A 14,208-nucleotide genomic window follows, 5' to 3' on the forward strand; every position below is an offset into this window, starting at 1 on the left:
GATTCTTGTCCGTGGATCGGTCAGGGGGCGCTCAACATCGCGTCCAGCGAAGTGAGCAGTTCGTTGCCCGACAGCGGTTTAACAAAGAAAGCGTCTGCGCCAAGAGATTCGGCGCGGCCGCGCTGGTCCACATCGCTCAGAACGATCACCGGCACGTGACGCTTGCGCGAATCGCCAGCGGCTCGCACCACGCCTTCAACGCGGCCCACAACCGAGTCCTGCTCGCGCAATTCGCCTAGCCAGGACCAACCGTCTTCGCGTCCGGATTCCATATCGATCAGCACGGCGCACGCCGCCGTCATCGCCAGGGTCGACCTGGCTTCCCGCACGGTGGCCGCGTTGGCCGAGCGGTAGCGCGTGTTATGCAGGGACGCCTCATAACGCAGCCGGTCATCCTGACTGGTCGAAACAAAGAGCACCATATCGCGCCCGGTATCGGTATCGCTAGCGAGAGGCGTGCGAGGCTCCGGTCCGACGATCTGCGGTAGATAGGCCTGAATGGTCGCCGTGAAAGTCGAGCCCTTGCCCAGCTCGCTCACCAGACCCACCGTGCCGCCTAACAGCTTGCAGAGCTTGCTACATAACGGAAGTCCAAGCCCGGTACCTTTTACATAGGTCTGCAGCCGGTTTTCCACCTGTTCGAATTCTTCGAAAATGCTTTGCTGATGCTCGGGCGCAATACCGATGCCCGTATCCGAAACCGCGAACGTCAACAGTTTCTGATCAGCGTCGTATTGGGCTCGCACACGGACTTCGCCGTGCTCGGTAAACTTTAATGCATTGGATACAAAATTGCGGAGAATCTGCGAAACCTTGCCTTCGTCGGTGTAGACCGGCGGAATCTCATCGCACGGCTCGAACACCAGTTCGACGTCGGCGGTCGGCAAGAGCGGTCGTAGCATGCCGCGCAACGCCGAGAACAGATTAGCCACCTCAAACTCGGCCGGACGCAATTCGACCTTGCCCGCTTCGATCTTGGCGAGATCGAGCAGGTCGTCGACGGTTTCGGAGAGTTCTTCTGCCGCCTTGCGGATGAAGCGCACCTGTTTGGCCTGCTCATCCGTCAAGTCGCCGTCGGTGCGATCCATCAGCAGTTTCGACAGCGCGCGAATCGAATACAGCGGCGAGCGAAATTCATGACTCATGTTCGACAGGAAGCGCGACTTGGCGTCGTCGGCGCGACGCAGATGGTCGGCGCGCTCGTCCAGTTCCGCGTAGAGCGCAACCACGCCGCGATTGGTGTCTTCCAGTTCGCGGGTAAGCCGCGTGAGTTCTTCCTGGCGTTCCTGCAGTTCATCGAGCGCCGCGGCCAGTTCGCGACTTTGCCACTGCATTTCGTCGAACGAACCTCCCGCGCCTGACGTACCGGTTTGCTGGACGAGCACTGCAACCGCTTTGTCGACAGCGAGCGGCGCCTGCGCCGACAGGTGCTTCATCAGCGTGACGACGGCATCGCCGTCCACATCGTCGATCGAACACGCATCCATCAGCCGTTGAGCTGCAAGTACCCCAAGCGGACCCGGAACCTCACCGGTGCCGGCGTGTTCTGCGCCGGCTGACCGTTCCAGCAGCTTTGCGACAGACATTGCGGGAGCCACCAGACGGATCAACAGCCCTGGTGGTTGAGTCGCCTTCTCAAGCAAAAATTCCGCGCGTCCGCTGGAGCTCGCGAGAAATACGACCCGTGCGACCTCGAGTACGGAGGTTGCGATGCGGATCTGGTCATGCTTTGTGAACGCGAGCGCTTCGCTGATTTCGCGGGCACGCCGACGCGCCGCGACTACCGAGAGTTCGCTGTCGAGCGGAAGGACTTGCAGCAGCTCGGCCATCATGCGTCCCCGCTGCGCCGCGCACGCGCGACAAATACCGTCACGTCGTCGCGACCGCGCGTGAAGTCGCGATAGAGCACTGCCGCAATCAATGCCGGATGACGCTGCGCCAGACCCGGATAGCGGCCCAGGTCCCAGCGCGTTGCAAGGCCATCGGAATGGAGAATCAGGAGTCCGTCATAAGGCCAGTCGACCTGAAACTCCTGGGTCTTGCGTATCTGATGACCGACGATGCCCGCGTGCGACACCAGATGGCGATGACTCGACGACGTCCACACGCTCGCCGCGATGTTGCCGACGCCGCAAAAACGTGCGCTGCCGGTGGCACCTTCTCCCGCCTCGGGGGCTGGAATGCTCGCGACGCCGAGCGCGGCTCCGCGTGTAGGCCGCAGCGCTTCATGCGACGCCGCGACAATTTCTGTCACGCTCGCGGCGCCGCGTCGCGCAAACGTCTCCGTGGCGGCGAGTGCTGCTGTGTTGGCAAGCGGACCGTGCCCCAGGCCGTCGGCAACCAGTACCTGGAATTCGCCGTCCGCGTAGCCGCAAATCCACGCATCGCCGCATAGCGTTTCGCCGTGCAGGGGCAGATTGATCGCGCCGTACACAATCGGCGATGGATTGTCTGGCACGCTCGCATCCGCCCCCGCGGCCCACATCACGATACGCAGTGCCGTACCGCGGTCTGGCACGCTCCAGATGTCGAGCTCGTCGCTGAGCCGTTGAATCGCACCCATGCCGTTGCCGGGACTGCCGGCCGTCGTGTAGCCGTCGACAAAACAGGCGTGCAGATCGAGGATGCCGGGGCCGTTGTCTATCGCGAGCAGTTCAACGCCATAACGGGCAGGCAGCGGTGAGCCGGATCCGCTCTCGCGGGCAATCGGCCGCACCAGCAGTTCGCCGCGTTGCGCATGTTTGAGCTGATTGGTCGCGCACTCGGTCACGATGATCGCCAGCTTGCCGAGCACCGTGTCGTCAAAGCCGACGCTATACGCCACTTCATTGATGCCACGCCGCGCAAACGAAATCGAGCTGGGATCGCTGATCTCGAACCGCCGCTGGGTCACGCTCAGCCCATTCAAAACGGTTTCCATTTGGTCACCGAAATATGTGTACCTTCGCCGGGCGCCGAACGGATCTCGAACTCATCGCACAGCCGCTTGGCGCCGCCCAGGCCGAGGCCCAGACCGTTGCCGGTGGTATAGCCGTCGGACAGCGCTCGCGAAATATCTGCGATGCCAGGTCCGTTGTCGATGAACTCGAGCCTGAGGCCAATACGGCCGTTACGGTGCAACGTGTATAAGTGTACGTCGCCTCCCCCGCCATATATCAGCGTATTGCGTGCAAGTTCGCTGGCCGCGGTCACGAATTTCGTCTGATCGATCAGCGAAAAGCCATGGGCCACCGCCTTTTCGCGCACGAAACGCCGCAACCGCACGATCTGTTCGTCCGAGCGGATCGGCATGATCTCGTCAGGCGGCTGACCGTCAGCGCCTACCGGACCCGCAGTCTTGTCGTCGCTGAGCATGGAGGATAGTGGGCTACGCTCGGTTGTCTTGCCGGGGATTGCGCTCAAAGCGGTGACGTACCAGTCAGGAGCGCCATGCCTTTTTCAACGTTCAGCGCAGTACGCACGCCGGGGAGCGCCAGTCCGAGTTCGACCAGCGTGATCGCGACGGAAGGCTGCATGCCGACCACCACGGTTTCAGCGTCGAGCACACGCGCCATCGCGGCCGTGTCGCCGATCATCCGGCCGATGAACGAATCCACCACATCCAGCGACGAAATATCGATCAGCACGCCTTTGGCGCGGTCTTTGACGATACGGCTCGTCAAATCGTCCTGCAGCGTCATGGCGAGACGATCGTGCATGTCGACCTGAATGGTGACAAGCAGGAGTTTGCCCATCCGCAGAATCGGAATGCGTTCCATTGTCGTGGTCCGGTTGAACCCGCGTGAGCCGGCGTCAGTCGCCGGCGAACTGGTTGCCGCGCAACGGACCGGGTGCGCCGGGCGCTTCGCCATGCGTGCCCGTGCCCGAGACCGACTTGCCGGTGCGGTTCAGCGCCACGACGAATGCGTCCGCGAGCGTAGCCTTGGTGATGACGTTCTGCAGATTCACCCCGAGGTGAACGATGGTCTGTGCGATCTGCGGACGGATGCCGCTGATGATGCAATCCGCGCCCATCAGCCGGGCGGCGGCCACGGTCTTGAGCAGATGCTGCGCAACGAGCGTATCGACCGTGGGCACGCCGGTAATGTCGATGACCGCGATTGCCGCGCCCGTCTCGACGATCTTTTGCAGCAGACTTTCCATCACGACCTGGGTGCGCGCGGAATCGAGCGTGCCGATCAGCGGCAGCGCCAGAATTCCGTCCCACAACTGCACGACCGGCGTCGACAGTTCGAGCAGTTCCTGCTGCTGACGCACGATGACCTGCTCGCGGCTGCTCTGGAAGACTTCGGTGGTGTAGAGGCCCATCGCATCGAACAGCGTGCTGATAGTCCAGGTGAGCTCGGTGAGACTGGCAGGGTCGGCCACGAGTTCGGTACGCAAGCGGGCGAAAAGCGGTTCCTTCAGCGAGAACACGAACATGGCGGTCTCGACCGGCGTAAAGCCTTGCCGCGCGCGCTGCGTCGAAACGTCCGCGAGAAAGCCGCGCACTTCGTCCCACGCTCGAGTCTTGAAGTCCACGCGATCGGAAGACTCGAGCGCTGAACAGACGACGGCGACGAACTGTACGAACTGGTCACGCAACTGCACTTCGGTGACACCGCCGCGGCGCGAAGCAATTGCATACTGCTGCGCCACCCATTCGCCGAGCAACTCGTTTTGTCGTTCATTGAAGAGTCGGGCGAGACGCGATCCGCCAAGCGTTTCCATACAGTGTCCCCAGTCGATGATCAGCTGAAGGCGCAAGGCGCCGGCAATGTCGTTTTGCTCGCGCCCTGACCAACCGCTCAAAAGGCGCAATGGACTTTAACATGCGCCAGGGCGCCCTCACAATGGCACATGCAGATTGCTGCGAGCCTTGCTGGACAGGGCCGACGCCGATCGCAACCGGCCTTCGTGCCAGGTCGAATGCGCCTGAAGCCGAATGAACGATGGTTTAAAAGGTAACAATTACCTCGCAATTCGAGGACTCTGTCGAGCTTCAAATGCGCGCCCGTGATATGTTGCGGTGCACCTTGCAGTGAGCCCGCACTTTGCGACTCGAAGCTCACGCATCCACATTGACCACTCCAGAAAAAGAATGCGCATGCCTCCTGTCGCGACAGGCGACGAACCGGACAGTAATCAGGAAGATCGCCGCGAGCTGCTCAAGGCCGTGGTCGCAGCATCGCTCGTAACCGGCTTCGAAATGTTCGATTTCACCGTTTACGGCTTCTTCGCAGCAATGATCGGAGAGCAGTTCTTTCCCGCACGAGACCCGTTGACGTCGCTATTGCTCGCAGTCGGCACGTTCGGCGTGGGCTTCTTCATGCGCCCTCTTGGCGCGATGATGATCGGCGCGTACGCGGACCGCGTGGGGCGTCGCGCCGCGATGGTCAGGACAACCTGGATGATGGCGGCAGGCACCACTGCGCTTGGACTGTGTCCGCCGTTTGCGACGATAGGCGTGGCGGCTCCGCTCATTGTCGTCGCGGGCCGTTCGCTGCAGGGTTTTGCACTAGGCGGCGATCTTGGCGTTGCCGCGAGCTTCGTGATGGAGACTGCGCCCGCAGCGCGCCGGGGCTATCTGCTCAGCTGGCAGTTCACCAGCCAGGGCGCCGCCGCATTGGTCGGAGCAAGCCTGGGAGTGCTACTCAGTCACACACTGTCTCCCGCAGCGTTTACCGCGTGGGGCTGGCGCGTGCCGTTCCTGATCGGCCTGCTGATCGCACCGGTCGGTTTGTACGTTCGCCTTCGGCTTCGCGAAGATCCGCCTCGTGGCGCCACGGCAGAAAACACGAGAATGCCGTTGGCGGAACTGTTTCGCACACACGGCACAGCGGTTATCCTGGCCACGCTGATGTTGATGGGGCAAACCTTGCCGGTCTACACGACCGTCTACTACATGCCAAGCTATGTGACCCGGGTGATGCATATGCCCGCCATCACCGGCTACCTGGTATCGGCGTGCTCGACCGTGCTGCTTGTCGGCATTCCTCCCTTTGCCGGCCGCCTCACTGACCGTCTGCGGCGCCGCAAGCCACTGGCGCTCATCAGCTCGGCGGGTATGGCTTTGCTGGTCTATCCCGTGTTTCTGCTGATCACCCACGCGAAAAGCGCGTTGCCTATCCTGTGCGGTGTCGGGTTGATTAGCGTCCTGCTGGCGCTGGGCGCCGGCGTGACCACCCTGCTGGTGCTGGAAGCGCTTCCTGTCAAGGTGCGAGCCAGCGGCATGGCGGTTTCACATGCACTCAATGTCGCCGTGTTTGGCGGCACCGCTCAATTCATCGTGACGGGACTGATCAAATGGACCGGCGATCCAATGTCTGCGGCATGGTATGTGGCGCCGGCGTGTGCGGTGAGCTTCTGTGCGTTGATGCTGTTCCGGGAGCGGCCGCGCGAACCCTGACTGACAGAGATGGCGCTTGCGTTGGCCGTGCACAAACCGGCCGTGCGTCAGCCAGCCGGCCTAGGTCGCCTCTGCCGCCAAAGCCCGGAAATCCTGCGGCGCCATATCGAAGGCCCGCCGGAATGCCCGCGTAAAGTCCGAAGCGCTTTTAAAGCCCACGCCGTAGGCGATCTCCGTCACCGTCGCATGCGGGTAGCGCGTCAGATCTTCGGCTGCGCTGCGCAGCCGGAGATGACGGATATACGCGCTCAGACCGCCCTCATGTTCAAACAGGCGATACAGACTCCTGCGCGGAAAAGGCAGCGCGCCGAGCACGCTCTCGGGCGAAAGCGTCTCTTCGTAAAGGTGCGACTTGATATAGCGCCGCGCCTCATCGAACATGACCGACCGGGCCGCCGCGCGAGCATTGCCGCTCAGCCCCGCGTCCTTGCCGAACCCCGCGACGAGCAGTTGCGCTCCCGCCCGGATGGCGCTGTCCGCTTCGCCGGCACTCATGCTGCCGATGTTCTGCGCGAGCGCCGACACGTGCCTGACGATCATCCCCGCGAGCGGCGCTGCAGCGGAAAGCGTACGGCAGTGGATAGCTTCCGGATCGGGAAAGACTTCCTGCACGAGTTCGCCGGGTACAAAAAACGTCAGCACCCTGCAGTCGTTGCGCTGCATGCGCACGGGCTGACCCATATCCAGTGCGACGATCCTCGCAACAGCAGGCGTCTGTTCGCGCTGCCTGGGTAGGGCGATGTTCGCGATTCCGCCCTCCAGAAATACGTGGAAGACGAAGTCACGCACGGTGTCGACCGAGATCCGGGCCAACGAGCGATCGAGCACCATCAGATCGGAGCGGCAGTCGGTGAATACCAGATCGCCGACCTGATAACGGTCGATCGAAGCCCGGAAGGGCCTTTCAAGATCGGACCGCGAGGGCAGGACGTCAATAACATGGCCGACGCGATCGCGCCAGGCGAGTAAACGCCGCTGCGGAGGTTCCGCCTGCACATTGAAATGGCTGTACGCAATGCCCTGTTTCATCGGGCGGCGCAGATCAGCCGGATTAACGCGGGAGTTCATGTAACGCAATTCTTGTACTGGAATGGTCCCCCAGAGGTCCGCTGGGGTGGTCGCTCCTGAAATTTAACCGAAAAATTCGCCTTGCATGAATTTTTCCCAAACTGGAGGACGAAAAAGAATTCGCCCGGCGTCAAAACCAGCCGGGCGAGTTGCGCAGACGATACAACCAGGCCGCCAATGCGACATATGAACTCTCTCAGGTTCTGGCATAGCCCTTGGAATGGCCAGATCCTTCACCGACCGTAACCGGTCTGTTTTTCTTATTTTGTTTTTAATTTTTTAGACGGATTGCTCATTGGGTCTCTCCGCCCGCTCTAGCAACCGGACGCCATTCTGACCGTTTTTTACTGGCAGGCTTGACCGTGCGTGCCAGTTTTTGGGAATTTTTTACTGCCCGTTCATAGCAGCTTCGCCGCAGCGCGAACCCGGCGCTTGCGCTGCTTTTCCAGGGCCGCCAGAGCCGTAGCGACAGATCGGCTATTGCTGAACAAGTCGCGGCTGCTGCTCCGTAACAGCTCTTCGCTCGCCACCACGTCGTTCAGTGCGCCGAACCGCTTCTGGAGCTTCTTCAAGCCCTTCAGCGTTTTCAACTGCCTGCTAGACAGCAACGGCTCGAAAAACTCGAGCAGGTAGCGAACCTTCTTCCCTGCCTTGCGGACGTCGTGATACGAGGTGTATTCGGCGCCCTTAGCGTCCCGGGCGCGGCGCACACGTTTGTGGAGCGATTTCTCCGCGGCCGCCACGCGCTTGCGGGCAAACTTCTTCAACGACGTGGGTTTGCGCGTTTGACGCAAGGTGTCGTTCGCATCGTTCAGGGCGTCCTGCAATTCCGAACTGATGCCGGCATGAGCCAGCCTCTCCCGGCTGTCGCTTAGCGCAGCGGCGCGTGCGGAAAGCAGGCGCTCAGTCGGCGCCCGCTTCTCGCCCAAGGCTTCATTCAGCAACTCGATCAGGATGTCCCAATCGCGGGTTTTGCCGGCCGCGCCTGCGAGAGACCTGAAACGCTCTCCTTGCCGCTCCTCGAGTTCCTCGCCAAGCAGCGGCCGGTAGGCCCAGAGCAGCGTTCGCAGGCGTCTGAGCGCAACCCGCAGCCTGTGCAGCACCTCGGCGTCGGAGTCCGAGCGCAGCGCTGCAGCAGATGAATTCGCCTCGTCAATCAACGGCCTGGCATAGTCCGAAAAGTGCGCTTCAGCGGCGTCGGGTTCGGCGGAGCCCGGTCCCTTATTCGTTTTCATCTCGTCTCCTGCTGGTGGCCGACCGGTTCTGCGGTCACGGCATCCTGCATGCGGGGCACCTTTGTTATCGTAAGCAACCTGTGTACCCACACGCAAGCCGCCGCGGCGAAGGCGCACTCGCAGGCGTTCCGGGTTAACCCGTCGCGGATAAACCCAATTCCTCGACGCGCGCCGTGACCAGAGTACCGACAACGTGTATGTGGACTCACGCCCGCTGCGCGCTAAAGCCTCGTACAATCTTCTTCGGATCAGTTAGTCAATCCTTGTCTTCTGCCAGACGTGCCTTTGCCGCGAGATGTCATCCTATCGTCCTGCGGGGCTTCATGCAGCCTTCCCATCGCAACAATTCACCTGCCCTTTCTCAGCGCGCCTCGATGCCATGGAAAGCAATCACAGAACCGCACAGCCGGATGAACTCCGCATGCGTTCCGCGCGGCCGGCGGACCACGCCGCGGAAAACCGCGTATTGCTGAGGCTCGCGCGCGCCCAGTCGGGATCGCGCGAGCGGCTCTTGCAGGAGATAGCCGACGCCGCCCTGTCGCTCTGCGATGCGGGTAGCGCAGGCATCAGTCTCATGGAAGGCGTCGACGCCGGGCGGCACTTTCGGTGGCTGGCCGTGGCCGGCTTATGCGTAGGCTTGCAAGGCAAAACGACAGCATGGCACGAATGTCCGTGCCGGCTAGCGGTGGAATCCGCAGAACCCCAATTATTTCTTCGCCCGCAAGATAGTTTTCCCAGCCTGCAGTTTCCCGGCGTGGAGATTGTCGAAGGACTCATCGTTCCGATTCCGACTGAGAACGGGCTCGTCGGCGCGATATGGGTGATGTCGCACATCCCGGCACGCCAGTTCGATCTCGAAGACGTGCGCCTGCTCTCGGACCTGGCGGTCTCGGCCGGTGCCGCGCTGACCACCGTGGATGCCCGTGACACCGGCGAGGAAAGCGAGCGCCGGCATAGCGAATTCATAGCGATGCTCGGACACGAGCTTAGAAACCCGATGGCGCCTATCGACAGCGCAGTCGGCGCAGCCATCAAGCTCTGTGCGGAAAACGAAAAAGCGGTCGAAGTCCTGACCATTGCGCAGCGGCAGATGAGGCATCTGCGAACGCTGGTCGACGACCTGCTCGATGCCGCGCGACTGAAGCATGGCAAGCTCGCCATCAAACATAGCGATACCACGCTCAACGAAATTGCCTTCGATGCCGTGACCGCGGTCAAGCATCACATCCAGTCGCGGCGCCACTCACTCCGGTTGACCGGTCTCGAGAAACCGGTGCCCGTCCGCGCCGATCACATCAGGCTAAGCCAGGTGCTCGGCAATCTGCTGTCCAACGCCGCGAAGTACACGCCGGTCGGCGGGACCATCGAACTGGCGGTAAAGATCGTGGCCGAAGATCGCGAACCGGAACAGAAGGACGTGGTTGTCATCGAAGTAAACGACAACGGCATTGGCATCGACAGCGCGGTCCAGCCGCACGTCTTCGAACTTTTCGCCCAGTCCGCACGCGGCAATGCCCGTTCCGAAGGTGGACTGGGAATTGGTCTTGCCGTGGCCAAGCGCATGGTCGAACTTCACGACGGGACGATCTCGCTGCAAAGCGGAGGCAGTGGGCGGGGCACTTCGGTCACACTGCGTCTGCCCATCCTGAGCGTCCGCGACGAATCGGCGGCCACGGGCGATACGACCGAATCGCTAGGCCTGGGATCGGTGCGTCTGCTGCTCGCCGACGATAACGCGGATGCGTTGCAGTCGCTCGGCATCCTGCTGGAGCTCGACGGACATCACGTCACGATGTGCGACTGCGGACGCGAAGCGGTGCGTCTGATCAAGGAAGAATTGCCCGAGGTTGCCATCATCGATGTCGGCATGCCCGGCATGGATGGCTTCGAGGTCGCCCATGCGGTACGGTCCGACAGCCAGCTCGACGACGTCCTGCTCGTGGCATTGACTGGCTATGCCGCGGAGTCCGATAAGTCCCGGGCGTTGGCAGCGGGTTTCGACTATCACCTCACCAAGCCGTTGTCGCTCGACAAGCTGCGCTACATTCTGGCGAATCGTGCCGGCGGAAAACTCGGCGGCATTGTCTGATCGGGCGGTACCGCGTCTTCCTCTCCCATCAACCCGCGCACGCGTTGACGTCGAGAATTGCGCTGGCGAACGCTTCCGGTGCCTCCTGCGGGAGATTGTGACCTGCATTCGGCACGACGCGGTTCTCGTGGCGCCCGGTGAACTGCTTCAGGGACGCCTGCCCTCCTCCTTGCGGCGTAACGCCATCGGCGTCGCCCTCTAGCGTGACCGTTGGTACGGTGATCGACGGTGTGGACGATAAACGCCGCTCCATTTCATCAAACTGGGGATCGCCATCGACGAGTCCGTAACGGTGCCGATACGAATGGATCACCACGTCGACGAAGTCCGGATTATCGAAGGCGGCCGCCGAGCGAGCGTAGGTATCGTCGTCGAAGCGCCAGGTGGGCGACCATAACGACCACAGCAGGCGACAAAACTCAAAGCGGTTTTCGGTCAGTCCAGCCTGGCCGCGCTCGCCATGAAAATAATACTGGTACCACAAGCGATATTCCTTTTCCGGCGTACTCGGCCGCATGGCAGCGGCGATATTCTGGATGTTGTAGCCGTTGACCGAGACAAGGCCTCGCGCTCTCGACGGATACAGCGCCGCCACGATGCACGCGGCGCGGCCGCCCCAGTCATATCCGCCCAGCACGGCCCGTTCGATCTGAAGCACATCGAGCAGCGCCAACAGGTCCGCACCGAGTGCGGCCTGCTGGCCCGAACGAAGTGTGGTCGAGTCGAGAAAGCGCGTTGGCCCATAGCCGCGAAGATAAGGGGTGATAACGCGCGCGCCTTTGGCCGTCAGGCGTGGCGTCACTTCGTCGTACGCGTGGATATCGTAGGGAAAACCGTGCAGCAGAATAACCGGCCATCCTGCGCTATCGCCTTGTTCGTCATAGGCAATCTCGAGCAGATTGGTTGCAATGCTTTTAAGCATGACGCCTCCAGAGCGGCAAGACTAAACAATAAAGCGTTCAGCCGATTATGCCGGAGGATGCGAAGCGTCTGCGGCCAGGACGTAAGCGCGTTTCTCGCCGGGCACTGAGGTCGGCGCGGCGACCCGGTTACGCCGATGAGGCAGCCTTCGCCGGCGCGGACTGGATCATCTTCCAGCCGTTGCCAGCGGGATCGCGGAAACCGGCATCGATGCTGCCGTAGCGCTCCATCGGTTCCTGGGTGAATTCCACGCCGCTCGCTTTCAGACGGTCATAGCTGGCGCGGCAGTCGGCCACTGCGAGAACGAGAGGCGGCATCGCCCCCTTGGCGACCATCGCGCGCAGGGTTTGCGCGGTGGCTTCGTCGTGAATCGGCGGCCCGGGCGTGAACAGCCCGAGCTGGAACGACGGCTGTTCCGGATGCTGGACCGTGAGCCAGCGATAGGAACCGTTACGCACGTCCGTGTGGACATTGAATCCGAGTTTGTCGACGTAAAACGCGAGCGCTTCGTCCTGGTTGTCGACATACAGGCCCACTACATTGATACCCTGGTTCATGACACCTCCTTGATGGATGGCCGCACTGTACCTGTGACCACGCGGCGGCGCTTCTCCAAAACTGCGATCGTCAGATCCGGGCGCTGCGCGGCCTTCACGACACAGGCAGGCATGCGGTCAAGTCCAGGCAGGTTGGCGCGGGCCTCGAGGCGCATGGCACTGGGGCTGCGTCCGGTGATGTCGTGGAATGTGCGGCCGAAAGTGCCGAGGCTCTCCCAACCTGTCGCGAAGGCAATTTCCGTGATGCTTAGCTCGGTGTCGCGCAGAAGCGTGGTCGCCTGCTCGATGCGGCGAGTCAGCAGGTAACGGTGTGGCGGAACGCCGAAGGCCTGCTTGAACGAGCGCGCGAAATGGGCTTCGGAGACGCCGCTGACCTCGGCCAGCCGCTTGACGGGCCATGCCTCGTGCGAGGCGGCATCCATGCGATCTTTGGCGCGCAGCAGACGGCGCAGCAAGGCGGGGTCTTGCAGGGCGCTGGCTTTGACATCGAAGGTGGCTGCTTCGGAGGATCGGGCGAGCGGTCCGCCGCTGTGGTCTGCCCGGTCCCTTGGCATGGCGTCTCCTTGCGCTGCGGTTGCGGTTCGAAACAACGATTATGCACGTTCAACCGTGCGTCCCCGCGTCATCGAGCAGCGCTGAGGTCCACCCCACACACAGCGCACTGCATCAGCCTAATTCGCCGCTAAGTTTGCCCCCTCAAGATGGCGTCATCGAATAGAGGAGGCAAACATCATGAAGCTCGTACGAATCACTCGCCTGGCCCTGCCCGTAGGGCTCGTCGCCATTGCGCTCACCGGCTGCGCCGTTATTCCGCCGTCCGGCCCGTCAGTCGTCGCACTGCCGCCCAGCGGCAAACCGATGAACGTGTTCCAGCAGGAAGACTACACCTGCCGCGACTACGCATTCCGTTCCGACAATGCCGGCGCACCGGCCCATAGCGCAATACCGGAAGGCGTCGGCAGTACGGCCGTCGGCACCGTGGGCGGTGCGGCCGCCGGCGCGCTGCTCGGTGCAGCAGCGGGCAATGCCGGCATCGGCGCAGCAATCGGCGCGGGCGCGGGCCTCCTGTTCGGCAGTGCTGTTGGCGCAAACAACACGCAAGCCACCTCGGCCAGCCTGCAGTCGCGCTACGACGCCGCCTACGCGCAATGTATGGCGTCAAAGGGCAACACCATTTCCCAGCCGGCCGTCTATAGCACGGTGCCGGCCTACGCTCCGCCGCCTGTCGCAGTTGTGCCGGCTCCGGTTGTTTACGGCTACCCGCAACGTTACGGTTACTGGGCTTACTGAGCGGGCCTACTGAGCGGGCTTACCAGGCAAACCTGCTGAGCGCCCGCGCTAATTTCCTGCTCACTCTGCCGCGCGATGATGCGGCCATGGATCACGCAGAGCACCAACCTGCTGCCGTGCCCTGCCTGGCAAATACTTGAGGATACCTATCATGTTCAAGAAGATTCTCGTTGCAGTCAGTACAAGCTCCGCCGATAGCGTCCTGGCACCCGCCATCGAAGCCGCGCGAAAGTACGATGCGCAAGTTGTTGCACTGCACGTAGTCGATCCATCGCCCAGCTATATCGGGGGTGCGGACTGCAACTTCGGCCTGATCGTCGAGGCCATGGAAGCACACGGACACCGTGTCGTCACGCACGTCAGGAGTGTGCTGGATACTCATGCGCTGCCGGCGGAAGTCCGCATGGTGACGCTGCCGTTTTCGGGCATGACGGTGGGTCGCGCGATTGCCGCCGTCGCGGAAGAGACCGGTGCCGACCTGATTCTTCTCGGCAGGCGAAGCGCGTCACGCTGGCACTGGCTGAGCGAAGACGTGGCAGCGGAGGTGATGCGCCACTCCAGCCAGCCAACGCAGATCGTCAGCGACAAGCCCGTGGCCAATCCGGCGCGCCGTGGCGGCAGACGCTGGATCGATGTGACGGCCGCCGGCACCTGGTAAGG

General features: G+C 62.2%; 14 protein-coding genes. 4 read left to right on the plus strand and 10 right to left on the minus strand.

The window, feature by feature from the left end:
- Positions 1-20: 20 nt before the first annotated feature.
- The 5 genes from BUS06_RS33950 to BUS06_RS33970 form a co-directional block, all read right to left on the minus strand.
- Positions 21-1,832, minus strand: coding sequence for an ATP-binding response regulator (locus BUS06_RS33950; protein WP_254369043.1), 1,812 nt, complete (start codon positions 1,830-1,832; stop codon positions 21-23).
- On the minus strand, positions 1,829-2,920 hold the full coding sequence (locus BUS06_RS33955) for an ATP-binding protein (protein WP_074268639.1): 1,092 nt from the start codon (positions 2,918-2,920) through the stop codon (positions 1,829-1,831). The genes BUS06_RS33950 and BUS06_RS33955 overlap by 4 nt, the downstream gene beginning before the upstream one ends.
- Positions 2,905-3,291 carry an anti-sigma regulatory factor gene (locus BUS06_RS33960; protein ID WP_167379468.1) on the minus strand — a complete coding sequence of 129 codons (387 nt, stop codon included), beginning with the start codon at positions 3,289-3,291 and terminating at the stop codon, positions 2,905-2,907. Before BUS06_RS33960 ends, BUS06_RS33955 begins: the two co-directional genes overlap by 16 nt.
- Before the next feature lie 107 nt (positions 3,292-3,398).
- Positions 3,399-3,758, minus strand: a complete 360-nt coding sequence (locus tag BUS06_RS33965) for an STAS domain-containing protein (protein ID WP_074268641.1) — start codon at positions 3,756-3,758, stop codon at positions 3,399-3,401.
- Between the two features lie 34 nt (positions 3,759-3,792).
- Positions 3,793-4,710 carry an STAS domain-containing protein gene (locus BUS06_RS33970; protein ID WP_083611806.1) on the minus strand — a complete coding sequence of 306 codons (918 nt, stop codon included), beginning with the start codon at positions 4,708-4,710 and terminating at the stop codon, positions 3,793-3,795.
- A 376-nt stretch (positions 4,711-5,086) separates the two neighbouring features.
- Here BUS06_RS33970 and BUS06_RS33975 point away from each other — a divergent pair, with 376 nt between their 5' ends.
- On the plus strand, positions 5,087-6,388 hold the full coding sequence (locus BUS06_RS33975; RefSeq protein WP_254369044.1) for an MFS transporter: 1,302 nt from the start codon (positions 5,087-5,089) through the stop codon (positions 6,386-6,388).
- Positions 6,389-6,448: 60 nt separating this feature from the next.
- Here BUS06_RS33975 and BUS06_RS33980 read toward each other — a convergent pair whose 3' ends face one another.
- The gene (locus tag BUS06_RS33980; protein ID WP_074268643.1) at positions 6,449-7,456 is read right to left on the minus strand and encodes a helix-turn-helix domain-containing protein; all 1,008 of its coding nucleotides are present in this window, start codon (positions 7,454-7,456) and stop codon (positions 6,449-6,451) included.
- 398 nt (positions 7,457-7,854) lie between these two features.
- Positions 7,855-8,691, minus strand: a complete 837-nt coding sequence (locus BUS06_RS33985; RefSeq protein WP_074268644.1) for a CHAD domain-containing protein — start codon at positions 8,689-8,691, stop codon at positions 7,855-7,857.
- Positions 8,692-9,070: 379 nt separating this feature from the next.
- On the opposite strand from BUS06_RS33985, the gene BUS06_RS33990 reads away from it, so the two are divergent.
- Positions 9,071-10,780, plus strand: a complete 1,710-nt coding sequence (locus tag BUS06_RS33990) for a hybrid sensor histidine kinase/response regulator (protein ID WP_074268645.1) — start codon at positions 9,071-9,073, stop codon at positions 10,778-10,780.
- Between the two features lie 28 nt (positions 10,781-10,808).
- On the opposite strand, the gene BUS06_RS33995 is transcribed toward BUS06_RS33990, so the two are convergent.
- From BUS06_RS33995 to BUS06_RS34005, 3 genes are all read right to left on the minus strand, one after another.
- Positions 10,809-11,702 carry an alpha/beta fold hydrolase gene (locus BUS06_RS33995; RefSeq protein ID WP_074268646.1) on the minus strand — a complete coding sequence of 298 codons (894 nt, stop codon included), beginning with the start codon at positions 11,700-11,702 and terminating at the stop codon, positions 10,809-10,811.
- A 127-nt stretch (positions 11,703-11,829) separates the two neighbouring features.
- Positions 11,830-12,258, minus strand: coding sequence for a VOC family protein (locus tag BUS06_RS34000; protein ID WP_074268647.1), 429 nt, complete (start codon positions 12,256-12,258; stop codon positions 11,830-11,832).
- Positions 12,255-12,812 (minus strand): helix-turn-helix domain-containing protein, encoded by a 558-nt coding sequence (locus BUS06_RS34005; RefSeq protein ID WP_083611722.1) that lies wholly within the window; start codon positions 12,810-12,812, stop codon positions 12,255-12,257. The genes BUS06_RS34000 and BUS06_RS34005 overlap by 4 nt, the downstream gene beginning before the upstream one ends.
- A gap of 178 nt (positions 12,813-12,990) precedes the next feature.
- Here BUS06_RS34005 and BUS06_RS34010 point away from each other — a divergent pair, with 178 nt between their 5' ends.
- Positions 12,991-13,548, plus strand: a complete 558-nt coding sequence (locus tag BUS06_RS34010; RefSeq protein WP_083611723.1) for a glycine zipper family protein — start codon at positions 12,991-12,993, stop codon at positions 13,546-13,548.
- A 151-nt stretch (positions 13,549-13,699) separates the two neighbouring features.
- On the plus strand, positions 13,700-14,206 hold the full coding sequence (locus BUS06_RS34015; protein WP_074268649.1) for a universal stress protein: 507 nt from the start codon (positions 13,700-13,702) through the stop codon (positions 14,204-14,206).
- Positions 14,207-14,208 lie beyond the last annotated feature (2 nt).

The organism is Paraburkholderia phenazinium, assembly GCF_900141745.1.
Classification (GTDB): Bacteria; Pseudomonadota; Gammaproteobacteria; order Burkholderiales; family Burkholderiaceae; genus Paraburkholderia; species Paraburkholderia phenazinium_B.

What these genes read in the sequence shown, in the direction of transcription:
- BUS06_RS33970 (WP_083611806.1), bottom strand. Translation starts at nt 4,710, where the DNA reads ATGGAAACGCTTGGCGGATCGCGTCTCGCCCGACTCTTCAATGAACGA.
- BUS06_RS34000 (WP_074268647.1), bottom strand. Translation starts at nt 12,258, where the DNA reads ATGAACCAGGGTATCAATGTAGTGGGCCTGTATGTCGACAACCAGGAC.
- BUS06_RS33985 (WP_074268644.1), bottom strand. Translation starts at nt 8,691, where the DNA reads ATGAAAACGAATAAGGGACCGGGCTCCGCCGAACCCGACGCCGCTGAA.
- BUS06_RS34015 (WP_074268649.1), top strand. Translation starts at nt 13,700, where the DNA reads ATGTTCAAGAAGATTCTCGTTGCAGTCAGTACAAGCTCCGCCGATAGC.
- BUS06_RS33950 (WP_254369043.1), bottom strand. Translation starts at nt 1,832, where the DNA reads ATGATGGCCGAGCTGCTGCAAGTCCTTCCGCTCGACAGCGAACTCTCG.
- BUS06_RS33990 (WP_074268645.1), top strand. Translation starts at nt 9,071, where the DNA reads ATGGAAAGCAATCACAGAACCGCACAGCCGGATGAACTCCGCATGCGT.
- BUS06_RS33975 (WP_254369044.1), top strand. Translation starts at nt 5,087, where the DNA reads ATGCCTCCTGTCGCGACAGGCGACGAACCGGACAGTAATCAGGAAGAT.
- BUS06_RS34005 (WP_083611722.1), bottom strand. Translation starts at nt 12,812, where the DNA reads ATGCCAAGGGACCGGGCAGACCACAGCGGCGGACCGCTCGCCCGATCC.
- BUS06_RS33965 (WP_074268641.1), bottom strand. Translation starts at nt 3,758, where the DNA reads ATGGAACGCATTCCGATTCTGCGGATGGGCAAACTCCTGCTTGTCACC.
- BUS06_RS33980 (WP_074268643.1), bottom strand. Translation starts at nt 7,456, where the DNA reads ATGAACTCCCGCGTTAATCCGGCTGATCTGCGCCGCCCGATGAAACAG.
- BUS06_RS33955 (WP_074268639.1), bottom strand. Translation starts at nt 2,920, where the DNA reads ATGGAAACCGTTTTGAATGGGCTGAGCGTGACCCAGCGGCGGTTCGAG.
- BUS06_RS33995 (WP_074268646.1), bottom strand. Translation starts at nt 11,702, where the DNA reads ATGCTTAAAAGCATTGCAACCAATCTGCTCGAGATTGCCTATGACGAA.
- BUS06_RS33960 (WP_167379468.1), bottom strand. Translation starts at nt 3,291, where the DNA reads ATGCCGATCCGCTCGGACGAACAGATCGTGCGGTTGCGGCGTTTCGTG.
- BUS06_RS34010 (WP_083611723.1), top strand. Translation starts at nt 12,991, where the DNA reads ATGAAGCTCGTACGAATCACTCGCCTGGCCCTGCCCGTAGGGCTCGTC.